Source organism: Streptomyces sp. NPDC088706, assembly GCF_044752765.1.
Classification (GTDB): Bacteria; Actinomycetota; Actinomycetes; order Streptomycetales; family Streptomycetaceae; genus Streptomyces.
Map to the genome: position 1 here is coordinate 142,316 of NZ_JBIVLW010000011.1, position 17,900 is coordinate 160,215.

Below are 17,900 nucleotides of genomic sequence, written 5' to 3' on the forward strand. Positions count from 1 at the left end.
CCTCACACCGGCCCCCGCCGCCCGCATGCGGGGACAGGCCGGACGGGGGTCAGCCTGCCAGCGAGGCCAGGGACCTCTTCAGCCGCGCCACGAACGCCTCCCGGGCCTCCGCGCCCACCCGGTCGAGCGAGAGATACGGATTGAGGTCCTCCAGCTCCACCAGCAGCAGCTCGCCCTCCGCCGTACGGCAGGCGTCGACCCGCTGGATGCCGTGCGCCAGGGCGTTCCACGCGATGAAGCGGCGAGCGAACGCCAGGTCCTGCGCGCTCGCCGCGTACGGCTCCAGCACCCACCGCCGCTCCGGATCCGGCGCGTGCAGCGCGTACTGGAAGTCGTGGTCGACGAAGTAGAAGGACACCTCGTAGCGGAAGCCGATCCGCGGCTGCACGAGCAGCACCCCTTCGTCCTCCTTCTCCAGCTCGGCCCCGACCCCGGCCCCCGGGACGAACCGCAGCCCGACCGAGTCCGCCCCCAGCTTCGGCTTGACCGCGTACTCCCGGGCCTGCGGCAGCAGCCCCAGGTCCGCGGCCCGGTCCACCGTGGGGATCACCGGGAACCCGTCCCGGCTCAGCTCCACCAGATACTCCTTGCCCGCCATGTCCCCGCGCCCGCCCAGCGGGTTGTAGACCGGCACGCCCCGTTCCAGGGCACGGGCCCGGAACGCGTCGTACGCCTCCTGGTAATGCAGGACGGGCCCGCTGTTGCGTACGAGGACGAGGTCGAACCGGTCCAGCAGCGCGGCCGCCTCCCGGGGGTGGCAGAGCGCCACGTCGAAATCCTCGCGCAGCCGGGAGCCGAGGAAGATGTCCTCGTCGCAGTAGCGCCGCCCGCGCGCCTCGTAGCCGAGATCGGTGACGAGCAGGAGGGACGGACGGCGGGCACCGGCAGGGGCGGTCATGGATTCTCCGGGTGAGCGAGCGGCTGGAGGATCACTATCCCCGACCGCCCGGTCCAGGCCGGCCGCCGGGGTGCCGGTGCGGCCGCCCGCACCGGCCTGCCCGCGGTGCGGGAGCCGGCTCGGCGATGCGGGATGTCAGGAGAACGAGCCCGGCCCCACCGCCAGCCGGGGGTGGTGGGCGGCCAGGATCTTGTTGGCCCGGGCCAGTTCGGACAGGGCCTGCTCGCGGTCGGCCTGGTCCTCGACGCCCAGCCGGGGCCCCCGGAACCTGCGGACCTCACGGGCCGCGCAGTCGGCCTCGAACTCCGCCTCAAGGATGTGCGGCGGGATGCACGAGCCGATCAGCGCGGCGACCCGGTCCGGGATCGGCACGGGGACGAGGAGGTGCGAGGCGGTCATGGGGTGTTCCCTCTCGGATGGTCGGCCAGGAGGCGGTACGTGAGTGCTGCCGCCGGATGAGCGGCGGACTCCTCCCTGTGTACGGGACGCGGTTCCGGGTTTCTCGCCGGGTACGTCTCCGTGTCGCAACCGTTTGGGACTGACCGCCTATTTCGCCTTACGCGCGGGTAAGTTGACCCGCCGCGCCGAACGTGATCCGGATCAGGGGGAGGTGCCGGCCGAGCGGGCGCGCAGCCGCAGTGCGCGCAGCACGGCCTCGGTGGCGAAACGGCTTTCCGGGTCGACGAGTTGATCACCGAAAATAGTCTCCAGGCTGCGCATGCGGTAGCGCACGGTCTGCGGGTGCACATCGAGCAGTTCGCCCATCTGGGCCGCCGTGCCCCGGGTGTCGAGCCAGATCCGCAGCGTCTCGATCAGCCGCTCACGGCGGGTGGCGCTGATCCCCGCCACCGCGGCCAGTTCCCGCTGGGCGAGCTGGTCCAGCAGGGCGGGGTCGGACAGCAGCCACAGGGTGATGAGGTGGTCCTCGCAGCGGATCAGCGGGGCGTCGTCGATCACGCCGGAGTCGACGAGCTCCAGCACCCGGCGGCCCCAGCGGATCGAGTCGCAGGCCAGGGCGGTCGGGACGGTGAGTCCGATCGCCGTGCGGCCGGCCGGCAGGGCCGCTTCCAGCATGGATCGTCGTGCGGCGTCCACCGGGCCGGGGACGAGCAGGTGCGGCTGCGGGTCGCTGAGATCGAGGAGGATGTCCCGGTCCGCGCTGAGCCGGTCCAGTGCGGCCGGGGCGCGGACGGCGACCAGGGTGACCTCGTCGGGCAGCGTCCAGCCGGTCTGTTCGCACAGGTCGGCGATGGCGCTGCGGGGGGCGGGGCGCCCGGCGAGGATGAGGTGGAGCAGGCGCCGGCGCAGTGCCTCGCTCTGCTCCCCGGACTGCGACTGGACCTCCAGGAAGCCTTCGCGGGAGAGCGCTTCCAGCTCGTCGACGTAGGTGAAGAGCGCGTCGGCGAAGCTGAGCATCAGGGTGGGGGAGAGGTGGTAGCTCTGGCCGACCTTCTTGGCCCGCCGCAGCGCCACCCGGGCGCCGAGCCGGTAGGCCCCCTGGAGCGTGTCCATGGTCCGGCCCTCGTACGCCTCGAACCGCCCGAAGCGCCGGCACATGTCGTCCCGCAGCGTCGTGGGCGCGTTGGGCTCGGCCACCAGATCGACGAACGAGGAAAGGCTCTGCTCCACGCCCACCCGGATCGCCTGGCCGTTCGGGCCGTCCAGCAGCCGCGCGTATTCCGGGTAGGCGCGGGTGACCTCCACACCGATTTCCTTGATGAGGCTGGGGAGTTCGGGCCGCATGATCGCGGCGAATTCCTGGGGGAGCGGCCCCAGGGGGTCTTCGGTGTCCAACGGCTGTACGAGGTGTGCCATGCCATGTCCCCTCTGCTCTCGGCGCCCGGTGGTGGGGTGAGACGGTGGGGGAAAGCGCTCCCACGAACCGACAGGTGCGTACCGAGTCCGCGACGAAAGATAGACCAAGCGACAGGCACTGCACACCACTTGGACAAGATCGGAGTGCAGGGGGCACGCATCGCGTCCGCGCGCTGCGCCTTTCGTGCAGGTCGGGCGGTACTACACGCTTTCGGACAATGAATTTCGGCCGCCTGCTCCAGCGATGGCAAGACGGCGAGACCCGCACCTTCCTCCGGCGGAGCCGTTCCGGGCGGGCGCTCGGCGACGAGGTGCCGACCGGTGGCCCCTATTCCGGTGGGTCCGGATGCGCATTCCTTGATAAAGGGTGACCCCCGGTTACTCATCTACGGATCAAAAACAGCGCGTGCCAAAAATTCTTGGGCGGACGGATTGTGCCGCTGTGTTTCCCGCGAGTAACATCCTGCCTCGTTCAATTCGGCCGAGAAATCTGCCCGAAATTTGACGCTCAGATCTTCCTCCCCCGGGTCCACCCCGCGGCTCCACCACCGTCGACGATCAACGCCACGGTGCGGGCATGCGTCGGAGAACCGGTCAACTTCGCGCACGAGGCCGCAACCCGGCGGCCACAAGAGGGGACGACATGAGATCCGTTTCCAACCGCACCCGCATAGGGATGCTCGCGGCCCTGACGGCGTTCAGCGCCGTACTGTCCACCGGCTCGGCAGCCGCGACACCCCAGCTCAACGGCGACTGGGCGCCGTTCGACCGCTGCCCGGTGGACGCGCCCGCCATGCTCGCGGCGGACGGCATCAACACCATCGCCACCTGCATCTCGTCGAGTTCGGTCACCGGCTCCATCACGCTCGGCAAGAGCAAGGTGCCCACCGGCAACAGCGATCTGCAGCTCGGCGTCATCCAGCGCGGCGACGGCACCAACGCGCTGGTGGCGCCCCCCGAGGGAGCGCTCACCGCCGACCCGGCCGAGGTTCCCGGCGGGCTGCTCGGGCTGATGTGCCCCAGCGCGATTCCCTTCGTCTCCGCGATCTGCCGCCAGCTGACGGACAACAACCTCAACCGGATCACGGCCACCATCGAACCCGCCGGTGCGCCCAGGGACTTCAATATGGTGGCGGCCTTCTCCACCGGTGAGCCCATTCTCACCATTCCGGTCCGCATTCGCCTCAAGAACCCGTTCCTCGGTGACAAGTGCTACATCGGCACCACCGCCAATCCCGTGCTCCTGAAGCCGCAGAATCTGAACGCGCCGAGCCTCTCGCTCCAGCGGTTCGCGGCCGACGGAACACGCGATGACGAAGGGGAGATGGGCCGGTACACCTTCGCGGGCGCCGACCAGGGTGATTCCACGTTCGCGGTTCCGGGGGCGAGCGGCTGCGGCGCCGGTCTCCTGGACTGGGCGGTGAACCTCAAGACCGGTCTCCCGTCCGCCGCCGGGAAGAACAGCGTGAAGCTCAACGACACCTCGACCTACTTCGGCAGCCCCTACGACCCGGCCGGCCTGGCGCCGAACGAGGGCAGGAAGCTGTCGGAATTCTGGCACTCCGCGGTGCGGTAGCGGCCGATGCCCTCGAATACCCCGAGGGCATTGCGGAACCGGAAGAAGGGGGTGGTGCCACAGCCACCTGAGCACTCCTGACAGAAGGCGCCCCGCAGCGAGCCGCGCCTTCGCCAGTCCAGTTCGAAGCGTGTCACCCCGATTTCCCGGGCGCACGTCCACTCGTATCCCCAACGGGACATGAAAAGGGAGTCATTCCATGATCAAGCGATCCGGTGTACTGACCGCGATCGGTGCCGCCGTGGCATCCGTCGCCCTGGCCGTGCCGTCGGCCGTCGCCGCGCCGACCAGCTGGACCATCACGCCGACCGGCGCCTTCACCGGCAGCGCCGGCGTGACCGTCCTGACCGACAACAACGGCAACAAGATCCAGTGTGCGACCTCCGCGGCGTCGGGCTCGGCCCCCACGTCCCCGGTGGCCGGGTCCCCGGCACAGCTCGCCTCCATCTCGGCGATCTCGTTCAACTCGCCCTGCACCGGGCCGTTCAGCTCGACGTGGACCGTGACCACCACGCCTCCGTGGCAGATCTGGGGTCTCGACTACACGGCGGGCGCCGGCACCAACTCCACCGGCCAGGTGTCCGGTGAGATCAGGGCGATCAAGGCGAAGGTGTCCGGCAGCAGCCTGCTGGGCCCCTGCACCTTCGACGTCACCGGCAAGGTGGCGGCCAAGTACAACAACCCGAGCACCGGCGGGGCGAACGGGACGCTGAACACGGCGGGCGGCGGTCTCACGCTGACCATCGCCAACAAGGTCGGCGGCGGCTGCGGCATCGTCGGCACCACGGCCAGCTTCCAGGGCCTGTACACCATCAAGAACACGGCCACCGGCAAGTCCCCGGTCATCAGCGGCTGATCCACGCCCCTGACGTCCAGCACGTGAGCGTGGTGCCCGGCCGTGCGTCCCCGGCGGCCGGGTGGCCACGCTCTTTTCCACTCACTCGCCGACAACTTCGCGGGACGGAATTATCACCGCTTGCCAAAAACCTCGCTCCCGTGAAACGGCGGAATTCCCGACTCTTCCCAGGTGCCCGATGGTGTGCGTAGCGTACCGGTCGGTAGGAGGATCATTCCGAGTCCGCCCGAAAGGCCGTTGCCGAGAAGTGGACCCCATTTCGCAGCCATCGAAGCGATGGGCCCGCGCGCGCCGGAAGGACACCATCCGTATGACCGTCGATGCACGCGCCGCGGCGCGGCGACCGCTCCACCTGGCCGTGGGCGGGGCCCTCGTCGTCGCCACCGCGCTCATTCCGAGCGCCGAATCGGTGGCGGCCGATCAGACCTCCGAGGTCACCATCCCCTATACGTGCCTCTTTCCCTCGGGCCCGGAAAAGGTGGACGTCGTGATCAAGGCGGTGCTGCCCGTCTCCGCCCGGACGGGGCAGGAGATCCGCCCCGGTGACGTCTCCGTCGAGGCGGGTCTGGAGCAGTCGGCGCTCGCCCGGTTCACCGCGCTGGAGGCGTCCACCCTCTCGGCCGTCGCCGAGCTGACCGTACGCAACACCATCGGCGAGCACACCGCCGACGCCTCGTGGCAGGAGCTGCGGGCTCCCGCGGTCGCCCTGCCCACGACAGGAGAAGGAGAAGGCGGAGAGGAAGCCGGAGGCGAGGGCGGCGTGGTGCTCGCCGCCACCGGTGACGTACCCACTGTCGCGTTCGGCAGCCCCGGCCGCGCGACCGTCACACCCGCCGCACTCAACCTCACCCTCGCCTCCTTCACCCAGGACGGCACCCCGACCTCGCCCCCGAAGTTCACCGTCGCCTGCGAGCCCGCCGACGACGAGGAGCGCCCGCTCGCCGGCATCACCGTCCGCGACGGCGCCGGCCCGACGGCCCCCGCGCCCGGGCCGAGCGACCCCGCACCCGGGGAGGGAACCTCCGGACCTCCCGCGAAGCCGACCCGGCCCGCTCCCGGACTCGACCCGGACGCCCACCGGAAGATCGACGACCTCACCGAGGCGCGGCTCGACGCCCTCGACGACGAGGACCCCGGAAGCTGCCCGATCGAGATCCCTCCCGAGTGGGTGATGACCACCGCCGAGACGTACGCCGCCGGGTACGCCAACGCCGTGAAGTTGGACGGGGCCGCGGCGCTGGGACCCGCGTTCATGAAGGTGGTCCTGAACAAGCGGTACATCAACGACTCCTGTGCCTCGACCGTCGACGTCACCTCCGAGGTGCAGTTCGAGTACGAGGGCAAACGGCAGCTGCCCCCGACCAAGGCGACGTTCCTCAGCTACGGGTTCATGCCGACGACCGCCACGATGGTGCTGGAGCAGGTGGGCCCGCCGGCCGTCGTCCAGACGCACACCGTCACCAACACCCCGACCTACCCCGAAGAATCGACGGTCACCGCCCAGCTCTCCATGCGCCTGTACGACGTGAAAGTGAACGGCGTGCCACTGGACGTGGGCCCGAACTGCCGCACGGAGCGCCCCTTCGAGCAGGTCCTGAAGGGATACGGCCAGAGCTATCCGCCGGCCGGCTATCTCGTGGCGTACGGCGGAAACCTCACCGGATACGCGCACATCCCGCCGTTCAAGGGGTGCGGGGTCGGCGAAGACCTCGACCCGCTCTTCACGTCGGCCATCTCCAGCGTCGGCAAGAAGGCCGACAACTACACCAAGATGACGCAGGCTCCGCTCTGCGTGGCGACCAACCCGGACGGCCCCGACTGCCCCCCGAAGGTGCCCGAGCCCGAACGCTGACCGCTTGTCCCACCGAGCGACAAGTGACTCCACCCCAGCACCACGCCTCACTGACTTCCGACAGCCGGAGCACCGACAGATGACGATGGCCACCACCACTTCGAAGGAGGGCCGATGGGAATCGAAGTAGTCGTCGAGGGCCTGACGAAGTCCTTCGGCAAGCAGAACATCTGGCAGGACGTCAGCCTCACGCTGCCCGCCGGTGAAGTGAGTGTCATGCTCGGTCCTTCCGGCACCGGAAAGACCGTGTTCCTGAAATCCATCATCGGACTGCTGAAACCTGAACAGGGACGCGTTCTCATCAACGGCGTCGACATGGTGAACAGCCCTGAGCGCGACATCATGGAGACGCGCAAGCTCTTCGGCCTCATGTTCCAGGACGGGGCCCTCTTCGGCTCGATGTCCCTCTTCGACAACATCGCCTTCCCCTTACGCGAACACACCCGCAAGAAGGAGTCCGAGATCCGCCGCATCGTCATGGAGCGGATCGACATCGTCGGACTGCTCGGCGCCGAGGGGAAGCTCCCGGGCGAGATATCCGGCGGCATGCGCAAACGCGCCGGCCTCGCCCGCGCCCTCGTCCTGGACCCGCAGATCATCCTCTGCGACGAACCGGACTCCGGACTCGACCCCGTGCGCACCGCGTACCTGTCGCAGCTCCTCATCGACCTCAACGCGCAGATCGACGCGACGATGCTGATCGTCACCCACAACCTCGACATCGCGGCGACCGTCCCGGACAACATGGGGATGCTGTTCTGCCGCGACCTCGTCACCTTCGGGCCGCGCGAGGTGCTGCTCACCAGCGACACCCCGGTCGTCTCCCAGTTCCTCGCCGGACGCCGCGAGGGCCCGATCGGGATGTCCGAGGAGAAGGACGCCGCGACCCTCGCCGCCGAGCGGCAGCTCAGCGACTCCCTCGGCTCCACCCGCACGATCGCCGCACCGAGGACCGTCGTCCCGCAGCTGGAACCCTCGCCCGGAATGCCCGTACGCCAAGGGGCGCTGCGCCGCCGGGAGCGGGTCATGGCGATGATGGGCCAGCTGCCGGAGGCCGCCCGTACGGCCATCCTGGACAGCTACGCCCCGGCCGCGGGGGGTGCGAGAGCGTGACCGCCCCGACGCCGGTGCGGCCGCCCGGGCCGCCCGAGGGACCCGTACCCGCCCCCGCCGAGGCTCCCGTGCAGCGGCGCCCCAGCCGGCTGCTCGCCCCGCTCAGGGAGACCGGAAAACTCTTCGCGCTCGGCCTCGCCGTTGGCCGCGCCATCTTCCGCCGGCCCTTCCAGTTACGGGAGTTCGTCGAGCAGTTCTGGTTCGTCGCAAGCGTCACGATCCTGCCCGCCGCCCTCGTCTCCATCCCGTTCGGCGCGGTCATCGCCCTCCAGGTCGGCTCGCTCACCCAACAGCTCGGCGCCCAGTCCTTCACCGGCGGCGCCAGCGTCCTCGCGGTGATCCAGCAGGCCAGCCCGATCATCGTGGCCCTGCTCATCTCGGGCGCCGCGGGCTCCGCGATCTGCGCCGACCTGGGCTCCCGCAAGATCCGCGAGGAGCTCGACGCGATGGAGGTCATGGGCGTCTCGCCCATCCAGCGTCTCGTCGTCCCCCGGGTCCTCGCCACCATGCTCGTCGCCGTCCTCCTCAACGGCCTGATCTCCGTGGTCGGCACGCTCGGCGGCTACTTCTTCAACGTGATCATGCAGGACGGCACCCCGGGCGCGTACCTGGCGAGCTTCTCCGCCCTCGCCCAGCTGCCCGACCTGTACGTCAGCGAGTTGAAGGCCCTGATCTTCGGCTTCATCGCGGGCATCGTCGCCGCCCACCGCGGCCTCAACCCGCGCGGCGGCCCTAAGGGCGTCGGTGACGCGGTCAACCAGTCCGTCGTCATCACCTTCATGCTGCTGTTCTTCGTGAACATGGTCCTCACGGCGATCTACCTCCAGATCGTCCCCGCGAAGGGGGGCTGAGAGATGGCGATGCTCAGCTGGCTCGACCGGTCCGGCGACCAACTCACCTTCTACGTCAGGGCCCTGGTCTGGATTCCACGCACCCTGCGCCGCTATCTCCGGGAGGTGCAGCGGCTGCTCGCCGAGGTCGCCTTCGGCAGCGGCGGACTCGGTGTCATCGGCGGCACCATCGGCGTGATGGTCGCCATGACCCTGTTCACCGGCACGGTCGTCGGCCTCCAGGGGTACGCGGCCCTCGACCAGATCGGCACCTCGGCGTTCACCGGGTTCATCTCCGCCTACTTCAACACCCGGGAGATCGCCCCCCTGGTCGCCGGGCTCGCCCTCTCCGCCACCGTCGGCGCGGGCTTCACCGCCCAGCTCGGCGCGATGCGGATCAACGAGGAGGTCGACGCCCTCGAAGCGATGGGCGTGCGGTCCATGCCCTATCTCGTCACCACCCGGATCATCGCCGGGGTCGTCGCGATCATCCCGCTGTACGCGATCGGGCTGCTCTCCTCGTACCTCGCCTCCCGCTACATCACCATCTTCTTCAACGGGCAGTCGGCCGGCACCTACGACCACTACTTCAATCTCTTCCTCTCCCCGGCCGACGTGCTGCTGTCGGTGCTCAAGGTGCTGATCTTCAGCGTGCTGGTGATCCTCGCCCACTGCTACTACGGCTTCCACGCCACCGGCGGCCCCGCCGGGGTGGGCGTGGCGGTCGGCCGGTCGGTGCGCAACGCGATCGTGATCATCAGCGTCACCGACTTCTTCCTCTCGCTCGCCATCTGGGGCGCCACGACGACGGTGAAGGTGGCCGGCTGATGAGTCCACGTGCCACCCGAACCGTCCGCCGCAGACTCGCCGGTGTCACTTTCCTCCTGGTCCCCGCCGTCCTCGTGTGGGTCTCGGTCTCGGTGTACGACAAGGACTTCGCCGACGACGCCACCGTCACGGTCCGCACCGGCCCGGTGGGCAACGAGATGCACGACAACGCCGATGTGAAGCTGCGCGGCGTCGTCATCGGGCAGGTCCGCTCCATCGCCACCGACGGTGAAGGGGCCCGCCTCACCCTGGCCATCGACCCGGAGAAGCTGCCCCACGTCCCCGCCGACGTCACCGCGCAGATGCTGCCCACCACCCTCTTCGGCCAGCGGTTCGTCGCCCTCGTCCCGCCCCGCATCCCCTCCGGGCGGTCCCTGAGCGCGGGAGCGGTGATCCCGCAGGACCGCTCCAGCAACGCCATCGAGCTGGAACAGGTCCTGGACAACGTCCTGCCGCTGCTGACCGCCGTCAAGCCGGAGAAGCTCTCCGCCACCCTGAGCGCGGTCTCCCAGGCGCTCGAAGGGCGCGGCGAGAAGCTCGGCGAGACGCTGGTCACGCTGGACGGGCACCTGGAGAAGTTCAACCCCCAACTCCCCACACTCAACGAGGACATCAAGCAACTGGTCAAGGTGAGCACGCTCTACGCGGACGCCGCCCCCGACGTGCTCGACGCCCTCACCGACGCCACCACCACCAGCGGCACCATCGCCGAACAGGAAGGCCGGCTCGCCGAGCTGTACGGCACCACCAGCGCCTCCGCGCGCGACGTCACCAACTTCCTGCGGGAGAACAAGGACAACCTCATCCAGCTCTCCTCCTCGGGCCGTCCCACCCTCGAACTCCTGGCGAGATACGCCGACTCCTTCCCCTGCACCCTGCGCACGGTCGCCGGATTCGTACCCGCCATGGACAAGGCGCTCGGCAAGGGGACCGACGAGCCCGGACTGCACGTGACGGTCAAGTCCGTTCCCTCCCGGGGGAAGTACGTCCCGGGCAAGGACACCCCCGTCTACGGCGCCACCGGCGGCCCCCGCTGCTACTCGGTGCCCTACGTCGGCAAGGGCGCCCCGACCGCCGACACCCGCCGGGCGGCCGACCTCACCGCACCGCCCCCGGGCAAGGACACCGCGCTCGGCCTGCCCAACTCGCCCCAGGAGTCCCAGCTCGTCAACGAACTGGTCGCCCCCTCACTGAAAGTGCAGCCGCAGACCCTGCCCGACTGGAGCAGCGTGCTCATCGGACCGGCCTTCCGCGGTGCGGAGGTGAAGCTCGGATGAAACGCCGCTCGCTCGCGGGACCGCTCACCAAGTCCCTCGTCTTCGTCCTGGTGACCGTCCTCGCCACCACCGTCCTCGGGCTCTCCATCGCCAACACGAGCGTGGGGGACACCGCGACGTACAAGGCGCGGTTCACCGACGCCACCGGGCTCATCCCCGGCGACAGCGTCCGCATCGCGGGGGTGAAGGTCGGCCAGGTCGAGTCCGTGCGGGTCGCGGACCGCAGGGTCGCGGAGGTCACCTTCGGCGTCCGCAAGGGGCGTACGCTCCCCGCCTCGGTGACGGCGTCCATCAAGTACCTCAACATGGTCGGCCAGCGCTATGTCGACCTGGACCGGGGCGCCGGGCCGGTCGGCCGGACCTTCGCCGCCGGGTCCACCATCCCGCTCTCGCGCACCACCCCGGCGCTCGACCTCACCCAGCTCTTCAACGGCTTCCAGCCCCTCTTCGAGGGGTTGTCCCCACCGGACGTCAACCAGCTCGCCGGCTCCATCGTCCAGGTCCTCCAGGGCGAGGGCGGCACCGTCGACAGCATCCTGCGCCACGTCGGCTCGCTCACCACCACCGTCGCCGCCAAGGACAAGGTGATCGGCGAGGTGATCAGGAACCTCAACACGGTCCTCAAGACGGTCAACGACCGGGAGGCCGGGTTCGACGACCTCGTCGTGACCCTGGAGAAGCTCGTCTCCGGCTTCTCCGGCGACCGTCACCCGCTCGGTGAGGCGGTCACGGCGATGGGCGCCCTGACCACGGTCACCGCCGACCTCTTCCAGGACGGCCGGAAGCCCCTCAAGGACGACATCCACCAACTGGGGCGCCTCAGCGAACAGTTGGACAAGGGGACACCGCAGATCGAGAACTTCCTCGACAAGACCCCGGCCAAGATGGAGGCCATCGGCCGCCTCACCTCCTACGGCTCCTGGCTCAACCTCTACCTCTGCGAGGCCAAGGTCGGCGGGGTGGCCACCGACGACGGCTCCACGCCCCCCACCGGCATCGCCATCACCCAGCCGAGGTGCCTGGCATGACCCTCACCCCCATCCGGGAACGCGACCCGGTCGCCGTCTCCATCGTCGGACTCCTCGTCCTGACCCTGCTGGCCCTCGCCGCCTGGCGCGCCGACTCCCTCCCCTTCATCGACGGCGGCACGACCTACAGCGCCGACTTCACCGAGTCCGCCGGACTCTCCGACGGCGACGAGGTGCGCATCGCCGGAGTGAAGGTCGGCGAGGTAACCGGGGTCTCGCTCGACGGACCCCGGGTGAAGGTCGACTTCACGGTCGAGGACGCCTGGATCGGCAACGCCTCCACCGTGGGCATCGCCGTCAAGACCCTCCTGGGCGAGAAGTACCTCGCCGTCGACCCGCTCGGCAACGCACCCCAGGACCCCGGCTCCCGCATCGCCGCGAGCCGCACGACCTCCCCGTACGACGTCACCCAGGCGTTCAACGGGCTGGGGGAGACCATCGGGGAGATCGACACCGAGCAGCTCGCCCGGAGCTTCGAGACGATCTCCGCCACCTTCAAGGACTCCCCGCCCCACGTCCGCAGCGCCGCCGAGGGGCTCTCCGCCCTTTCCCGTACGGTCTCCCAGCGCGACGCCCAGCTCGCCACCCTGCTCCAGGGCAGCAAACGCCTCACCAAGACCCTCGCGGGGAAGAAGAGCAGCTTCGAGATCCTCCTGGAGGACGGGAACCTGCTGCTCGGCGAGATCCAGGCCCGCCGCGACGCCATCCACCTGCTGCTCACCGGCACCCGCAGCCTCGGCGTCCAGCTCACCGGACTCGTCCAGGACAACGAACGGCAGCTGGGGCCGACCCTGGCCTCCCTCGGACGGGTCACCGCCGTCCTCGTGAAGAACCGCAAGAGCCTGGACAAGGTGCTCGCCATGACCGGCTCCTACAGCCGGCTCGTCGGCAACACCCTGGGCAACGGCCGTTGGTTCGACACGTACGCCTGCGGAGTCGTGCCCAGGAACTACCTCCCCGCCGGTACGCCCCCGGCGACCGGTTGCATGCCACCGAAGCAAGGCGGCCGCTGACATGAGACGCACACGCATCATCGGCATCGGCGCCGGGCTCGCGGTCGTCGCCGTCGCCGCCACCACCGGGGTGTCGGCCCTGGAGGAGGACTCCCGGACCACCGTCACCGCCTACTTCAAGCAGGCGACGGGCGTCTACGCCGGTTCCGACCTACGGGTCCTGGGCGTCCGGGTCGGCACGATCGCCTCCGTCACCCCCAAGGGCGAGGAGGTCGAGGTCGTCCTGCGCCTGGACGAGGGGATCAAGGTGCCGAAGGACGCCCACGCGGTCGTCGTCGCCCCCAGCCTCGTCGCCGACCGGTACGTCCAGCTCGCCCCGGCCTACGACGGCGGACCGCTCCTCGCGGACGACGCCGTACTGCCCGCCGCCCGCAACGCCACCCCCGTGGAGGTCGACCAGCTGTACGCCTCGATCACCGAGATCACCACGGCACTCGGCCCGAACGGGGCCAACGCCGACGGGGCGCTGGCCCGGCTCCTGGAGACCGGCGCGAAGAACATGGACGGCAACGGCAAGGCCATCGGGGACTCCGTCGAACAGTTCGGCAAGGCCGCCAAGACGCTCGACAGGAGCAGCGGCGACCTCTTCGACACCCTCGCCCACCTCCAATCCTTCACCACCATGCTCAAGGAGAACGACAGCCAGGTGCGCACCGCCGAGCAGCAGCTCAACTCGGTCACCTCGTTCCTCGCGGACGACAAGAAGAACCTCAGCGCGGCACTCAAGGAACTCGGCGCCGCGCTCGGCCAGGTCAAGACGTTCATCGCCAAGAACCGCGGCGCGCTGAAGAAGAACGTCGACGCTCTGGTCCCCATCACCCAGGCCCTGGCCGACCAGCGCGCCTCGCTGGCCGAGGCCATGGACACCCTGCCGCTGGCCGCGGGCAACGCCCTGAACGCCTACGACCCCGCCAACCGGACCCTCAACGGCCGGGCCAACCTGAACGAACTCTCCATGGGCGGCCCCCTCGTCGACCCGGACGCGGCCGCCGGTCCTCCGGCCGGCCTCGCACCCGTCGACGCCGACCGCCGCAAGGCTCTGCCCGTCCTGCCGCTGCCGGAGGTCGGGACGGTCTTCGGGACCCCGGAGAAACAGCCGGCGAAGCGGAAACCGGACGACAAGAAGGGGGCGGGACGATGAGCGCATCCCTGCGCACCACCGGCGCCCGGGCGGCCACCGGAGCCGTCGCCCTGCTGGCCACCGGCGCCCTCATCGCCCTGGTCGTGGTCCGTACCGACGGCCCGGTCTTCACCGGCATCGAACAGATCCCGCTGCCCGGCGGGGCCGACCTCGGCGAGGACCCGTACGAGATCACCGCCGAGTTCGGCGACGTCCTCAGCCTGGCACCGCAGTCCTCGGTCAAGGTCAACGACGTGTCCGTCGGACGCGTCACCCACATCGCCCTCTCCCCGGACGGCTGGCGAGCCAAGGTCACCATGCAGGTCAACGGGGGCATCGACCTCCCCGCCAACGCCTACGCCCGCCTGGAGCAGTCCAGCCTCCTCGGCGAGAAGTTCATCCAGCTCTCCCCGCCCGCCGAGGGCGCCGCCCGCGGCTCCCTGGCGCAGGCCGGCCGCATCCCGCTCATCCGCACCAACCGCAACCCCGAGGTCGAGGAGGTCTTCGGCGCACTGTCCCTGCTCCTCAACGGGGGCGGGGTCAACCAGCTCAAGACGATCACCACCGAGCTGAACAAGGCGCTCACCGGCCAGGAACCGCAGATCCGCTCGATGCTGAACCGGGTCGACACCCTCGTCACCGACCTGGACGCCAACAAGGGTGACATCACCCGGGCCCTGGACGGCGTCAACCGGCTCGCCGCCACCCTCGCCACCCGCGAGCAGGACGTCGGCACGGTCCTCACCGGGCTCAGCCCCGGACTGAAGGTCCTGGAGAAACAGCGCGGCTCGCTGCTCACCATGCTGCGTTCCCTCGACACCCTCTCCACCGTGGCCGTCGACACCATCAACCGGAGCAAAGCCGACATGATCGCCGACCTCAAGGCGCTCGCCCCGACCCTCAAGGCGCTCGCCGACTCCGGCAAGGACCTCCCCGACGCGCTGCAGGCCTCGCTCACCTACCCCTTCACGGACGAGGTGCTGCGCGGAGTGAAGGGCGACTACCTGAACGTCTATCTGGACGTCACGGCCGCACCCGGCACCCGGATCATCCCGGCGCTGACCCCGGACGACCCGACCCTGCCCCCGCCGCCGCACGAGCCCGGCGCCAAGGGGGCGGCGGCGGCCCGCGACGCGCTGCCGCTCCCGCTGCCCGCCGTTTCCGGCACCTCGGGGCCCGAGCCGTCCCGTACACCGGTGTCCGAGCCGTCCGGTACGCCGGGGGCCGAGGGTTCCGGCACGCCGGGACCCGAGAAGGGGAGCACCCCGTGATCACTCCAGCCATCCGGCTCAAGAACATCGCCTTCCTCGTCATCGCCGTGCTCGTCCTGGGCTACCTGGGCGTGCGGTACGCCGGTCTCGGCCACTACGTCGGACTGCGCAGCTACTACAGCGTCACGGTGCAACTCCCGCAGACGGGCGGCCTCTACACCCACTCCAACGTCACCTACCGGGGCGTCTCGGTGGGCCGGGTCGGCCCCATCGAGCTGACCGACGACGGGGTCGAGGCCGAGCTGCGGATCGAGAAGGACACCCCGCCCATCCCGGACAGCCTCCAGGCCGTCGTCGCCAACCTCTCGGCGGTCGGCGAGCAGTACGTCGACCTGCGCCCGACCCGTTCCGACGGCCCCTACCTGGGCAACGGTTCGGTGATCGACGAGGCCGATACCACCCTCCCGGCTCCGCCCACCGAGGTCCTCACCAGCGTCGACGACTTCGCGAGCTCGGTCGACCTGGAGCATCTGCGTACGGTGGTCGAGGAGTTCGGCACCGCCTTCGAAGGGCGCGGCGACGACCTCCAGGTGCTGCTGGACAACGGGGCTTCGTTCATCGACGCGGCCGACCGGGCCCTGCCGACGACCACCCGGCTGATGGCCGACGGCGAGACCGTGCTGCGCACCCAGGCCGAACAGGGCGCGGCACTCAAGGGCTTCGCCTCGGGGGCGAAGGAGCTCGCCGCCGAACTCAAGGGCTCCGACGGCGACCTGCGGCGGCTGATCGCCACCACGCCGGACGCCGCCGTTCAGATCAGCGGACTGCTGCGCGACCTCGACCCCGGCTTCGGCGTCGTCGTCGCCAACCTGCTCACCACATCGGAGGTGGCCGTCACCCGCCAACGAGGCCTGGAGGAACTGCTGGTGAAGCTGCCGGCGGTGGTGGCGGCCGGATCGAGCGCGGTCGACGAGGACGGCGCCCGGTTCGGGATGTCCGTCACCTTCTTCGAGCCGCTGCCCTGCACGGCCGGGTACGGCGCCACGACGTACCGCAACGGTCTGGACACCTCGCCCGCGCCCGCCCTCAACACCGGTGCGCGGTGCGCCTCTTCACCCGGCACGGGCATCAACGTCCGGGGCAGCGCCAACGCCCCGAGGGGCGGCCCGGTGCCCGCACCCGCCAAGCCCGGCTCGATGCTGCTGGGCGACGGCGTGGGCGTCGGCGACGGCGGTGGCAACGGCAGTGGTGGCACGGCCGCGAAGGACCGGCTGCCCGGGGCGCTGGGCACCGCGCCCCGCACCGCGCCGCCCGCCGCCGGCATGGCCGGGTTGCTCGGCCTGGGAGGCGGCTCATGACGCTCCGTACCCGGCACCTCGGCGGCTGGGCCCTCCTGCTGGCCGCTGCCCTGGTCTGCTCCCTCGGCGCCTGGTCGTACGCCCAGGCGCGCGGCGACCGCACCCTCTCCTACGCCCAGGCCCGCGACGCGGCCCTGGCGCAGGGCAAGCGGCACCTCGCCACGCTGAACAGCCTGGACGGCAAGGACGCCACCAGCGTCTCCACCGGCCTGCGGGCGTGGCGCGACTCCTCCACCGGGCCGCTCCACGACCAGCTGAAGCGGACCTCGGCGGCCGACGCGAAGACGCTCACCACGGCGGGCGACACCGCCGAGGGCGAGGTGACCTCGGCGGCGCTCACCGCCCTGGACGACCGCACCGGCACGGCGGAGCTGATCGCCACCGTGGACGTCCAGGTCACCCCGCGTACCGGCGCGCCCGGCACCCAGCGCAAGCGCTTCACCGCCACGCTCGCCCGCACCGGGGACGGCTGGAAGGTCAAGGCGCTCACGGCGATGGCGGCGGGAGAGGCTGGATGAGCGAGCGAACAGTGCTGGACGGCAATGCTGTTGAGGCCGAGGAGCGCGTCGGCGGCGTCGAGCCGGAGCCGGAGCGAGCCGACGACCCCGGCCGCCGCCCCAGGTGGCCCCGGGTCCTCGGCGCCCTCCTGACGGTCGCCCTGGTGGCGACCGGGGGCGTTCTCTTCGCACAGGGACAGCAACTGCGCGACATCCCCGCGACGGCGAACCTCGCCCTCACGGACACCGAGGCGACCACCCGGGTCACCGGCGACGTCAGCAACGCGCTCGGCAGGATCTTCTCGTACGGCCCCGAAGCCACCGCCCTCGCCAAGGACGCGGCCCAGCAGGTCCTCGCGGGCAAGGCCCTCCGGCAGTACGCGGCGCTGTTCGGCCAGGTCGAGAAGCAGGCCGCCGACCAGAAGCTGACGCTCACCACCCACGTGGTACGGGCCGGGGTGACCCGGCTGACCGGCACCAGCGCCCACCTCCTGGTCTTCCTCGACCAGGTCTACGAACGCCGGGGCCGGCCGGCCACCACCGCCTCCGCACAGCTTTCCGTCACCGCCGAGCTCCGGGACGGACGCTGGCGGATCGTCGAGATCAGCTCCACATGAGGGCAGGGGAG

General features: G+C 70.3%; 17 protein-coding genes. 14 read left to right on the top strand and 3 right to left on the bottom strand.

Annotated elements, in window-relative coordinates; all coding sequences use genetic code 11:
- Window positions 1–49: 49 nt before the first annotated feature.
- The 3 genes from ACIQAK_RS23450 to ACIQAK_RS23460 form a co-directional block, all read right to left on the bottom strand.
- Window positions 50–898 carry a hypothetical protein gene (locus ACIQAK_RS23450; protein WP_366391393.1) on the bottom strand — a complete coding sequence of 283 codons (849 nt, stop codon included), beginning with the start codon at window positions 896–898 and terminating at the stop codon, window positions 50–52.
- Window positions 899–1,033: 135 nt separating this feature from the next.
- Entirely contained in the window at window positions 1,034–1,297 is a 264-nt protein-coding gene (locus ACIQAK_RS23455; protein WP_366391394.1) for a hypothetical protein, read from the bottom strand.
- A gap of 201 nt (window positions 1,298–1,498) precedes the next feature.
- Window positions 1,499–2,713, bottom strand: a complete 1,215-nt coding sequence (locus ACIQAK_RS23460) for a helix-turn-helix domain-containing protein (RefSeq protein WP_366391395.1) — start codon at window positions 2,711–2,713, stop codon at window positions 1,499–1,501.
- A 643-nt stretch (window positions 2,714–3,356) separates the two neighbouring features.
- Here ACIQAK_RS23460 and ACIQAK_RS23465 point away from each other — a divergent pair.
- The 14 genes from ACIQAK_RS23465 to ACIQAK_RS23530 all read left to right on the top strand — a co-directional run bounded on the left by ACIQAK_RS23465 (window position 3,357) and on the right by ACIQAK_RS23530 (window position 17,889).
- Window positions 3,357–4,289, top strand: coding sequence for a hypothetical protein (locus tag ACIQAK_RS23465; RefSeq protein ID WP_366391396.1), 933 nt, complete (start codon window positions 3,357–3,359; stop codon window positions 4,287–4,289).
- A gap of 199 nt (window positions 4,290–4,488) precedes the next feature.
- A complete protein-coding gene (locus tag ACIQAK_RS23470) occupies window positions 4,489–5,145 on the top strand; it encodes a hypothetical protein (protein WP_366391397.1) in 657 nt (218 codons plus the stop codon).
- A 310-nt stretch (window positions 5,146–5,455) separates the two neighbouring features.
- The gene (locus ACIQAK_RS23475; RefSeq protein ID WP_366391398.1) at window positions 5,456–6,997 is read left to right on the top strand and encodes a DUF6801 domain-containing protein; all 1,542 of its coding nucleotides are present in this window, start codon (window positions 5,456–5,458) and stop codon (window positions 6,995–6,997) included.
- A 114-nt stretch (window positions 6,998–7,111) separates the two neighbouring features.
- On the top strand, window positions 7,112–8,110 hold the full coding sequence (locus ACIQAK_RS23480; RefSeq protein WP_366391399.1) for an ATP-binding cassette domain-containing protein: 999 nt from the start codon (window positions 7,112–7,114) through the stop codon (window positions 8,108–8,110).
- Window positions 8,107–8,961 (top strand): ABC transporter permease, encoded by an 855-nt coding sequence (locus ACIQAK_RS23485; protein WP_366391400.1) that lies wholly within the window; start codon window positions 8,107–8,109, stop codon window positions 8,959–8,961. The genes ACIQAK_RS23480 and ACIQAK_RS23485 overlap by 4 nt, the downstream gene beginning before the upstream one ends.
- 3 nt (window positions 8,962–8,964) lie before the next feature.
- Window positions 8,965–9,768 carry an ABC transporter permease gene (locus ACIQAK_RS23490; protein WP_366391401.1) on the top strand — a complete coding sequence of 268 codons (804 nt, stop codon included), beginning with the start codon at window positions 8,965–8,967 and terminating at the stop codon, window positions 9,766–9,768.
- The gene (locus tag ACIQAK_RS23495; protein ID WP_366391402.1) at window positions 9,768–11,045 is read left to right on the top strand and encodes an MCE family protein; all 1,278 of its coding nucleotides are present in this window, start codon (window positions 9,768–9,770) and stop codon (window positions 11,043–11,045) included. Before ACIQAK_RS23490 ends, ACIQAK_RS23495 begins: the two co-directional genes overlap by 1 nt.
- On the top strand, window positions 11,042–12,073 hold the full coding sequence (locus ACIQAK_RS23500) for an MCE family protein (protein WP_366391403.1): 1,032 nt from the start codon (window positions 11,042–11,044) through the stop codon (window positions 12,071–12,073). The genes ACIQAK_RS23495 and ACIQAK_RS23500 overlap by 4 nt, the downstream gene beginning before the upstream one ends.
- Window positions 12,070–13,086 carry an MCE family protein gene (locus tag ACIQAK_RS23505; protein WP_366391404.1) on the top strand — a complete coding sequence of 339 codons (1,017 nt, stop codon included), beginning with the start codon at window positions 12,070–12,072 and terminating at the stop codon, window positions 13,084–13,086. Before ACIQAK_RS23500 ends, ACIQAK_RS23505 begins: the two co-directional genes overlap by 4 nt.
- Window position 13,087: 1 nt before the next feature.
- Complete coding sequence (locus ACIQAK_RS23510) at window positions 13,088–14,227, top strand: MCE family protein (RefSeq protein WP_366391405.1); 1,140 nt, start codon at window positions 13,088–13,090, stop codon at window positions 14,225–14,227.
- A complete protein-coding gene (locus tag ACIQAK_RS23515; protein ID WP_366391406.1) occupies window positions 14,224–15,477 on the top strand; it encodes an MCE family protein in 1,254 nt (417 codons plus the stop codon). The genes ACIQAK_RS23510 and ACIQAK_RS23515 overlap by 4 nt, the downstream gene beginning before the upstream one ends.
- Window positions 15,474–16,775, top strand: a complete 1,302-nt coding sequence (locus tag ACIQAK_RS23520) for an MlaD family protein (RefSeq protein WP_366391407.1) — start codon at window positions 15,474–15,476, stop codon at window positions 16,773–16,775. Before ACIQAK_RS23515 ends, ACIQAK_RS23520 begins: the two co-directional genes overlap by 4 nt.
- Window positions 16,772–17,293 (top strand): hypothetical protein, encoded by a 522-nt coding sequence (locus ACIQAK_RS23525; protein WP_366391408.1) that lies wholly within the window; start codon window positions 16,772–16,774, stop codon window positions 17,291–17,293. The genes ACIQAK_RS23520 and ACIQAK_RS23525 overlap by 4 nt, the downstream gene beginning before the upstream one ends.
- A complete protein-coding gene (locus tag ACIQAK_RS23530; RefSeq protein WP_366391409.1) occupies window positions 17,290–17,889 on the top strand; it encodes a hypothetical protein in 600 nt (199 codons plus the stop codon). Before ACIQAK_RS23525 ends, ACIQAK_RS23530 begins: the two co-directional genes overlap by 4 nt.
- Window positions 17,890–17,900: the final 11 nt, after the last annotated feature.

Bases quoted from the DNA above. Each gene is read 5' to 3' on its own strand.
- ACIQAK_RS23450 (WP_366391393.1), bottom strand. From the start codon at position 898: ATGACCGCCCCTGCCGGTGCCCGCCGTCCGTCCCTCCTGCTCGTCACC.
- ACIQAK_RS23455 (WP_366391394.1), bottom strand. From the start codon at position 1,297: ATGACCGCCTCGCACCTCCTCGTCCCCGTGCCGATCCCGGACCGGGTC.
- ACIQAK_RS23460 (WP_366391395.1), bottom strand. From the start codon at position 2,713: ATGGCACACCTCGTACAGCCGTTGGACACCGAAGACCCCCTGGGGCCG.
- ACIQAK_RS23465 (WP_366391396.1), top strand. From the start codon at position 3,357: ATGAGATCCGTTTCCAACCGCACCCGCATAGGGATGCTCGCGGCCCTG.
- ACIQAK_RS23470 (WP_366391397.1), top strand. From the start codon at position 4,489: ATGATCAAGCGATCCGGTGTACTGACCGCGATCGGTGCCGCCGTGGCA.
- ACIQAK_RS23475 (WP_366391398.1), top strand. From the start codon at position 5,456: ATGACCGTCGATGCACGCGCCGCGGCGCGGCGACCGCTCCACCTGGCC.
- ACIQAK_RS23480 (WP_366391399.1), top strand. From the start codon at position 7,112: ATGGGAATCGAAGTAGTCGTCGAGGGCCTGACGAAGTCCTTCGGCAAG.
- ACIQAK_RS23490 (WP_366391401.1), top strand. From the start codon at position 8,965: ATGGCGATGCTCAGCTGGCTCGACCGGTCCGGCGACCAACTCACCTTC.
- ACIQAK_RS23495 (WP_366391402.1), top strand. From the start codon at position 9,768: ATGAGTCCACGTGCCACCCGAACCGTCCGCCGCAGACTCGCCGGTGTC.
- ACIQAK_RS23500 (WP_366391403.1), top strand. From the start codon at position 11,042: ATGAAACGCCGCTCGCTCGCGGGACCGCTCACCAAGTCCCTCGTCTTC.
- ACIQAK_RS23505 (WP_366391404.1), top strand. From the start codon at position 12,070: ATGACCCTCACCCCCATCCGGGAACGCGACCCGGTCGCCGTCTCCATC.
- ACIQAK_RS23510 (WP_366391405.1), top strand. From the start codon at position 13,088: ATGAGACGCACACGCATCATCGGCATCGGCGCCGGGCTCGCGGTCGTC.
- ACIQAK_RS23515 (WP_366391406.1), top strand. From the start codon at position 14,224: ATGAGCGCATCCCTGCGCACCACCGGCGCCCGGGCGGCCACCGGAGCC.
- ACIQAK_RS23525 (WP_366391408.1), top strand. From the start codon at position 16,772: ATGACGCTCCGTACCCGGCACCTCGGCGGCTGGGCCCTCCTGCTGGCC.
- ACIQAK_RS23530 (WP_366391409.1), top strand. From the start codon at position 17,290: ATGAGCGAGCGAACAGTGCTGGACGGCAATGCTGTTGAGGCCGAGGAG.